Below are 8,114 nucleotides of genomic sequence, written 5' to 3'. Positions count from 1 at the left end.
AGTGAGCTCACCATTGCAATCGCGGGTAAACCCGCTCCCACAAGTCCCTGCCAGGTCAATAAGGGCTATCAATCGCCAAGGCCAGTCCCTACCATCGCGGCTGGTTGCCACGAAGTCCCGCCGATGCCGTTTTCCCCCAACACCCGCAAAACCCTCGCCCGACTGCTCCTGCGTGCCCTGGTCGACCGTCCTCCGCCCCGGCGCGAACCGGGCCGGCCCCTGCATATCGTGGTCCCGCGCTGGGATGCCAAGCTCGGCGATGCCATCGTTTCCTCGTTCTTCTTTCGTGAAGCGCGCAAGCTCGGCGCCCGGGTCACGGTGCTGACGGTCGCCGAACTGGCCGAGCTGCACCGGGTCGATTTTGCGGTCGAGCGGGTCATCGAGGTGAGCACCAATCCCTCCCTTGGCCAATTGCTCCGACTGGCCCGAGAGCTGGGCCAGGTCGATGCACTGGTGCACCTGGTCGGGCGCATCCAGCCTGCGGAAATGCTCTTTATCCGCTGGCTGCAACCCCGGCTGGTCTATTCGCTGGACGACCCGCTGCGCTGCGTCAACCGCAAGCTGGGCGTCGCTACGGCCCACCTGCCAGTGGCCGAGCGCTTCGCCAGGGTGCTGGCCGATCTCGGCGCGCAGCGCATCGATCAACGTTTCATCGTGCCGCTGTCCGACCCCCTGCCTGACATCGGAGGGACGCGGATACTGTTCAATCCCTACGCCAGCCGAACCGACAAAAGTCTGGGCTTCACCAAGACCGTGGCGCTGTGCCAGGCACTGGCCGATGCCTGGCCGCAGCATCCCATCGGTATCCTGTGCAGCCCCGCGACCCGGGCCGAGACGCTACAACTGCAAACCGCCATCGCCCGCGAACAGGTCCGGGCGATGGTCGAACTGGATTCCCCACGCCGGGTTGCCGGGGCGATGCACCAGGCCCTGGCAGTAATCAGCGTGGACACGGCCATCGTGCACATGGCGGTGGGGCTGGAGGTGCCGCTGGTGGCGATCTACCCGGCATCCGGCGCGGCGGGCAATCCCTGGTTGCCACCCGCCTCGCCGCTTACCCATGTGGTGTTCAGCCAGCAGGACGCCGGGCATTACCGGCGCACGGGCGAGAAGAACATGGATGCCTTCGCCGAGCGTGAGGTGCTCGCAAAATTGTCGATGCTGCTAAGGAGTTCCTTACCCGCAGCGCTCGATCAGTGCCTCGCCCTCCCCCAGCCAATACCCGCGATCCGCCTCGATATGCAGGAACAACCGGGCCAGCAAGGTGCCCCCCGCGAGAAACTCCGCCAGTGACTCTTCACGCAGCGCGGTGCGCTTGAACCAGGTGTTGTAGAGCTTGAGCAGGCTAACCTTGCGCTGCAGGAAATCACCCACCGCAATGTCCGTGCGGCGCATCACCTCGCATCCGGCGAAGTTGTACAGCGGCCGGTAACCGGGATCGAACAGGTCCGACGCAATCGGCAAGATGCCCTCGGGCTGGCGGGCGACGATGTCCTTGATCCCGCCGGGATTGCCCCAGGCATGGGCATCCCGCGCCAGGCCACTGGCCAGGGCCTCGGCCAGCAGCGGATTGCCCGGCAAGGCGGCGAACAGGCATTCGCTGTGCCAGTGCAGCCGCCGCTCAAGCCCCCGGGGAAACAGCACCGCGGTCGGATCGCCCAGCAACAGGCTGTCGGCATCGATCCAGGCGCCGCCATGCTGATGCACGTAGGCCATGCGAATGAAGTCGCTCTTCGCCACGATCGCTTCGATGCCCTTGTCCATGGAAAAGCCCAGGGGTTCGAAGCCCCAGGCCTTGTCGAGGATGGCCGGATCGATGACCGCCACCAGGTCGTCGCGGCCGAGCAAGGTAAAGCGATCGCCCAGGGCACGCCGCAGCGACACCAGGGCCAGGGCGATCCAGGGTGGCATGCGCTGCCCGGCGGCGGTTTCCCAGTAGCTGACGTAGTTCACCGGCACAGCGCCGACTCCCGTCTGGCCATGCCACGACCGTCCAGTGCGCCGGCCTCGGCCAGGTAATCCCGCAACAGCAGCAACGATGGCCGGCATTCGTCCTGGCGCAGGAACTCGTTGCCCAGCGCCGCCTTGTACAGGCGAAGCCAGTTGCCCAGCGGCACCCTCGGCAGAAAGTCCGGCAGATCCCGGTAATTGCTGGCCGAGAACAGCAAACGCAGGGTGCGCAGGATCGGCTGGTAGTCGGCATCGCCCAGCAGCTGCGCCAGGTTGTCGTCGAGCCGCTGGCTGATGACCTGCATGTTCAGGCGCTCTTCGACCGTGGCGTCGCCCAAGGCGAAGCGCGGATCGATGGCCACCGGGTACAGCGCCTGGAACGACCTTGCCCCGGCCAGCAGCGACTCGCGCAGGACCTTGTCGGCAGTCGATCCGGTGACCAGCACATCGTCGCCGAAGATCACATGCACCCCACTCCAGCGATAGAAGTTCTCCGCCGGGATCACATGGTCCTGCACCAGGTTGACCCGCTCGCGCTCCTCGGTGCTCAGGCTGGCGTAGTTCTCGCACGGCGGGGCGATGCGCGGCAGCTTGACGTTGATGATGGTCGGCAGGCCCTGATGGGCCAGCTTGAGGTTGATCTCCTCCACCACCCGGTCGTACAGCACATTGGCCGTGGACGGCACATTGCGCCAGCCGGTGGTCATCAGCACCACGTTCTCGTCCCGCTCCAGCGCCCCCCGGAACAGCCGCGACCAGTGCGAATCGGCATCGTCCAGCTGATCCGCCAGGTAGTCGATCACCCGGTCGGCCAGGTAATGGATATCCTCCCGACTGCCGTATTTGGCCCGGCTGTAGATGGCGGTCAGCGGCGCCGCATCCGCACCGCTGGCCATATGGCGGAAGCCGCCTTCGCCGTCGGGGGCCAGGCAATTCAGAGCATGGCCGCCAAACACCGCGACGTAGCCGTCCATGTCGATCAGGCCATCGGCCAGCAAGTTGCTGGCGAACGCCCGCAGGCCGCCGTTGACATCATGGGCACTGGGCCACAGCAGCGCTTCTTCGTAGCGCGCCAGTTTTTCTCTGGGCGAAGCCTGGTTGAAGGCCGTCCAGTCATTTGCCAGGTCGTTCACGGAGCAATCCTTGTAGCGGGGCTGAAATAGTCCAGGGGCAGGTCGAAACGCTGCCGCGCCTGGTAATAACTGATGTGCTCCAGGCCCAACGGGCGCAGCGCCTCCACCAGCGGCCGGATACCGGCACCGGCATCCCGCGGGTCATGGGCATCGGAACCGATGGTGAACGCCGCGCCATGGGCGATCAGTTGCGGCAGCAAGGTCCGCGACGGGTAGTTCCAGACGCCCTGGACCTCGCGCTCCGCGCCGGGTAGCAGTGTCGATTTGCGCAGGCCCGAGGCATTCAGTTCGTAGGCCACGCCATGCCGGGCGAACAGCGGCAGCAGCGGCTCCATGCGGCGCAGCAGTTCGTCTTCGGTAACCCCGCGCAACAGGGTGTCGGCATGCCCGACGGCGTCGAACAGGCCGCAGCTCAGCAGCTCTTCCAGGTGCGCGAAGTAGCGGTCGAGAAACGCCGGGCTGGCCAGGCGCGACAGTTCCCAGACCTTGGCCATGGGCTCACCCGGTAATTCGACGTAGTGAATCGAGCCGATGGCGAAATCCAGCTCGAAACGCGCCTGCAGCTCGCGGTTCCAGGCCTGCGCGCCGGGCATATGGTCGAACTCCAGGCCGCGCAGGATGCGGATCTGCCCTTGATAGGCCTGGCGCGCCTGCTCGATATCGGCGAAATAGCGCTCCAGTTCGGCGTCCAGCAAGCGATTGTCGCGGTCCACCGGGAACGGCGCGTGGTCGGTGATGGTGAGGATCGTCACCCCGGCGGCAATCGAGGCGCGCACCAGTTCGTCCACCGTGCCCACGGCATGCTTGGAATAGAATGTATGGCTATGGGAATCGATCATGCCGGCTCCATCCGTTCCAGCATCATCCGCTCCAGCAGGCCATCGTGAACGGCCAGTTCCTTGACCAGCCAGTAGGGGTTGTTGGCCTTGCGCAGGATCCCCTGCACCAGGTCAAGCCCCTCCAGGCGAGCCAGCAGCTCCTTCAGCGGCTGGCTGTACAGCGCGCGCACCAGCGGCGTCTCGCGCACGTGGGCAGCCAGGTGTTCCCAGCGAATCCGGTCGAAATGGATATTGCCCAGGCGCTGGTGCTCGATGCCGTACAGGTAGACATCGCCATTGGGCTTCACCGTCAGGTCCATGCCGTTGGCCTGGGGCGCCGGGTTGAGGCTGCCGAGGGTGAAGCGCTTGTTGACCTTGGCTTCGATGGCCTCGATATAGCCGTGCAGGTCGAGGTAGCCCGGCGGCGTATCGGCGGCGGGGTGGACCAGGTTCTTGTAGTCGATGCCGAAGCGCTGCTCGCCGACCAGCAAGGCATCCTCCAGCTCGCTCCGCGTTTCGACCCGGGCGTCCAGGCCCCAGCGCGCCAGTTCCTCGATCAGATAGCCACGGGTGAAGTCGCGGTCGGTGTCGATGGAGCGGAACGAGAAGCTCAGCCCGGCCGGACGCTGGCGTTGCAGGTAGTCGAGGCTGAAGCCGTGGGCACGCCATTTGACCTGCTCGATATGGTGGCTGTCCGAACTCAGGCGGATATTGCAGGTGTCGCCGTTGCCGACCACGATGCGGTTGGTGGTGTCGTAGAACGCCGCCATCTTGTCGTGGGGGAAGAAGCCGCTGGTGATGAACTCGAACGCCTTGCCCCCCTCGGACAAGCCGAGGATTTCGTGGAATACCCGGGCATTGTTCAGCGGCTCGCCCTCGCCGCTGATGGAGATTCGTTTCACGTCGGGCGCGTTGATCAGCGCCGCCAGGTTGTCCCGGGCCAGGGTCGACAGTTCCATGCTCATGCCCGACTTGTGCTTGTCGGCGTACATGCAGAAGGCGCAGCCGATCCCGCAGATCTGGGTGATGTCGATGTACAGCAGGTGTCCTTGCAGATCCATCTTGGCTTGACTCGTTGCGGCCTGCGCCGGGGCGCAGGCGTGGATGACAGGAAGTTCAGTAGCGCAGCAGAACCTGCAATTGCGGGATCTGCACCGAGTCGCGGTGCAGCAACGCATGCAGCACCCGCTCGTCACGGACCACGGCCATGTCCGGGTAGTCGCCGTAATGGTCATTGCTGATCACGTAGGTCTCGGCATCGAACTGGGCGGCGGCCAGCACTGGATGGTCGGCACCGACCATGCGCGGCATGACCATTACCCGGGCCTGCGGGAACAGGCCCTGCAGTGCGCTGTCGGTAAGGTCCAGCTGGCCACGGATACCGGGGTCGAAGACCAGGGTCACGGCGTAGTTCAGCGCCAGGTGCGGCACCAGCGCCTTGAGCGCGGTCAGCCCGATAAAACGCCGTTTGCCACCCTCCTCGTTGAAGTAGCAGAGGTTGTTGCCGTCCACCACCAGGTGACGGATCTCGTTGTCCAGCACGCGCACGATGTCGCGCAGGCGGCGCTTGAGCTTTTCCTCGTCCCGCGCCAGCTTGCGCTGCTGGCCCTGGCGCTCGCGGATGACCCGGTCGGGGCTGCCCTGTCCGGCACCGAAGCGCTTTTCGCATTCGATGTGAACCATCTTCTTGTCGTAGGTGCTCGCTGCAGTGTTCAACTGGTCGAGGAAGCACTCCGCATCGACGATATCCTGCTCCAGCGCCTGCAATTGGGCGCAGCACGCCTTCCAGTAACGGAACACCTCACCCGCCACCGATTCCCAGTGCTCGCTGGCCTGGCGAGTTTCTTCGGTTACGGCGTGCAAGCGGTTCAGTGCCTCGTTCATCTGCGCGATGGTGGCCTTGGCTTGTAGCGAATCGAAGTCGCGGTAGCGCTGCACATCGGTGAGCAGGCGCAGTTCCAGGCGCTCGTTCTCGCTCAGCCCGGCGGCCAGGTTTTTCTGCCGCAGCAGAAAGGTTTGCAGGCGTTGTTCCACGGTTTCGACCTGGCGCTTGGCCACGCTGCGCTCGCTGGAGAACCAGTGCAGCGGCGACCAGCCCGCGACCGCGATGCCCTGGGCCTGGTTCAGCTCTGCCCGAGCGCTGCGCAGGCTGGCTTCGACCTGGGCCAGTTGCTCGCGGACCTGATGGCCATCGCGCTGCACCTGAACCAGCCGGGAATGGCTGCTTTCGTTATCGAAGCCGTCGAACCAGTCGATATCGGCTTGCAGATGCTGGATGTTCGAAGCGGTCTGGTCGACCTCACGCTTGAGGGACACCAGGCGCTGGGCGTGATGATTGTTGTACACGGTTGTCGCTCCTTTTCTGTCCGTGGTCTCAGGCTGCGGCCCGAGCGGCGCGCTTGCCGCTGGCATGCACGGCTTTCGCCGCAAGATTCAGCGCCACCACCGTTGCCGCGCCGGCGGCGAAGCAGATCACGTTGGTCAAAAGAAATTCGAGGGGGGAAATCACCGGGTTCATAAGCAGGCTCCTTGCAAATCGATGACGGGCATCAAGCGCCCAGGCGCGTACCGCACTTGCCACAGAAGTTGGCCCCGGCGGCGACCGGCGCATGGCAGCCGGGGCAGGCGGAGTCGAGCAGCATCTTCTGGCGCATATGGCCGATCTGGATCACGCAGGGCACGGTCACCCGATAGGCCGGGCTGGCCAGGTCGAAGGCGGTCCAGATCCCGGTGATCGCCCAGCCCAGCGGCCCGGCCAGTACCGCCAGGCCACGGCCCAGGGTGCTGGAACCGGCCAGCATCACGCCGCGCCCGAGCAGGCTGGTCATGGTCGCGCTGGCCACCAGCGCCGCCAGGTTGTAGGAGGCCAGCCCGGAGCTGCCCAGCGAGGCCAGCCAGGCCGCCAGTGCCGCCGGCGCCATGCCGGGGCGGTATTTCATTCCGCCGAGGGACTCGAACAGGGTGCTGCGGTCGGCATCGCTCATCTTCTCCAGGGACTGGGTGAAGACCTTGGCGATGATCGCCATTTCCATTTCGGCGCAGGCGGTCTTCGCCTTGACCTCGGCGCCGACATGGCTGGCCACGTCGCTCAGCAGCTCGCGGTACGCCACACCGCTGCCACCGCGGAACAGGTTGACCAGCGAGTTGCCGCCGAAACGGGTCAGCTCCTCGGCAAGGATGGCCCGCGCCGTTTCGTCGGCACCGCGCTCCTTGGCCGCCGTCAGTTGTCGGCAGACCGACGAAGACAGGGAGATCCTGCCCTTGCCGCTGTCGGTGATCACATCGATCAGCAAGCCGATATCGTCGGTGCTGGCACTCATCAAGACATCCGCAAGATCGGGATCGTGAATGATCGGCATCGCGGAACTCCTCAGTTTCGTTCGTTGCAGGAAGGGTCGTGTGGGGTGGTCAGGCTCACCAGCGCACCGGCGATCGCAGTCAGCCACTTACGTGGATCCGCCTTGGCGATGCCGTGCAGCATCAGCGCATCGAGCTTGAGGCAGGCACGCCTGCGCCATTCATCGCGGGCATTGGCCCGGGCCACTTCGGGGGAAGCGCCGAGGAAGCGCGGGCGCAGGTCCGGGTGGACCTTGCATTCGCGCAGGACCTTTTCCACCGGATTGTTCGCTTGCAGGCGTTCCTCTTCCTCCAGCTTGTCTGCGGCGATCCGGTAATCGCGGCTGTTGCTGATGGCATTGGCCAGCAGCAGCCAGTCCTGTGGACGCATCAGCAGGAATGCCGGCGGCACGCCGAGCGCATCGGCCAGTCGTTCCAGGGTGCGGAGGTCGGGGTTGGCATCGCTGCCTGCCGGTGGGTTCTTCAAGGCCCGCAATGTGCTCCGGGCAATCCCGGTCGCGCGCTGCATCTGCACCGAAGAAAAAGCCCCCGGCGCCTCGGGATCGGTTTCCGTCTCGCGCTGCGCCCCGGCTACTGCGAGCACGGCGGACAGGTTGCGGCTGAACGCCTGGCCCAGGGAAACGGGTGGGTGTTGTGAGCTGTGGATATTCATCGCCATCATCTCGCCATTAGATGGTGGCACTTTATCCATGGAGGGGGGTGATGCGAAGGGGTTTATGGAGTGTTGTTGCTCCATGGCATTGGGTCCATGGAGTGACCACGCTCCACTGATTTCATCGCAGGGCCCAGACTGACACAGAACCTGTGGGAGCTGGCTTGCCAGCGATGAGCATGGGTATCTACACATCTCTATCAG

General features: G+C 65.0%; 9 protein-coding genes. 1 reads left to right on the top strand and 8 read right to left on the bottom strand.

Going from position 1 to position 8,114, the window contains the following annotated elements; translation table 11 throughout:
- Nucleotides 1-123: 123 nt before the first annotated feature.
- On the top strand, nucleotides 124-1,293 hold the full coding sequence (locus ACODSK_RS31775) for a glycosyltransferase family 9 protein (protein WP_489021997.1): 1,170 nt from the start codon (nucleotides 124-126) through the stop codon (nucleotides 1,291-1,293).
- On the opposite strand, the gene ACODSK_RS31770 is transcribed toward ACODSK_RS31775, so the two are convergent.
- The 8 genes from ACODSK_RS31770 to ACODSK_RS31735 are packed head-to-tail and all read right to left on the bottom strand — an operon-like array spanning nucleotide 1,177 to nucleotide 7,994.
- Nucleotides 1,177-1,959, bottom strand: coding sequence for a glycosyltransferase family 32 protein (locus ACODSK_RS31770; RefSeq protein ID WP_489021995.1), 783 nt, complete (start codon nucleotides 1,957-1,959; stop codon nucleotides 1,177-1,179). The two genes, ACODSK_RS31775 and ACODSK_RS31770, sit on opposite strands and share 117 nt — an antisense overlap.
- The gene (locus tag ACODSK_RS31765) at nucleotides 1,950-3,083 is read right to left on the bottom strand and encodes a hypothetical protein (RefSeq protein ID WP_489021994.1); all 1,134 of its coding nucleotides are present in this window, start codon (nucleotides 3,081-3,083) and stop codon (nucleotides 1,950-1,952) included. The genes ACODSK_RS31770 and ACODSK_RS31765 overlap by 10 nt, the downstream gene beginning before the upstream one ends.
- Nucleotides 3,080-3,922 carry a histidinol-phosphatase gene (locus ACODSK_RS31760; protein WP_489021993.1) on the bottom strand — a complete coding sequence of 281 codons (843 nt, stop codon included), beginning with the start codon at nucleotides 3,920-3,922 and terminating at the stop codon, nucleotides 3,080-3,082. The genes ACODSK_RS31765 and ACODSK_RS31760 overlap by 4 nt, the downstream gene beginning before the upstream one ends.
- Nucleotides 3,919-4,962 carry a radical SAM protein gene (locus ACODSK_RS31755; RefSeq protein ID WP_489021991.1) on the bottom strand — a complete coding sequence of 348 codons (1,044 nt, stop codon included), beginning with the start codon at nucleotides 4,960-4,962 and terminating at the stop codon, nucleotides 3,919-3,921. Before ACODSK_RS31755 ends, ACODSK_RS31760 begins: the two co-directional genes overlap by 4 nt.
- Nucleotides 4,963-5,017: 55 nt before the next feature.
- Nucleotides 5,018-6,247 (bottom strand): hypothetical protein, encoded by a 1,230-nt coding sequence (locus ACODSK_RS31750; RefSeq protein ID WP_489021989.1) that lies wholly within the window; start codon nucleotides 6,245-6,247, stop codon nucleotides 5,018-5,020.
- A 28-nt stretch (nucleotides 6,248-6,275) separates the two neighbouring features.
- Nucleotides 6,276-6,419 carry a hypothetical protein gene (locus tag ACODSK_RS31745; protein WP_489021987.1) on the bottom strand — a complete coding sequence of 48 codons (144 nt, stop codon included), beginning with the start codon at nucleotides 6,417-6,419 and terminating at the stop codon, nucleotides 6,276-6,278.
- Between the two features lie 31 nt (nucleotides 6,420-6,450).
- Complete coding sequence (locus tag ACODSK_RS31740) at nucleotides 6,451-7,260, bottom strand: hypothetical protein (protein WP_489021986.1); 810 nt, start codon at nucleotides 7,258-7,260, stop codon at nucleotides 6,451-6,453.
- A gap of 11 nt (nucleotides 7,261-7,271) precedes the next feature.
- On the bottom strand, nucleotides 7,272-7,994 hold the full coding sequence (locus tag ACODSK_RS31735) for a helix-turn-helix domain-containing protein (protein WP_489021985.1): 723 nt from the start codon (nucleotides 7,992-7,994) through the stop codon (nucleotides 7,272-7,274).
- Between the last annotated feature and the right edge of the window lie 120 nt (nucleotides 7,995-8,114).

This window comes from Pseudomonas sp. FG98, from assembly GCF_057808595.1.
The sequence above is the reverse complement of the archived record's forward strand: the minus strand, read 5'-3'. Positions and strand labels throughout refer to the sequence as shown.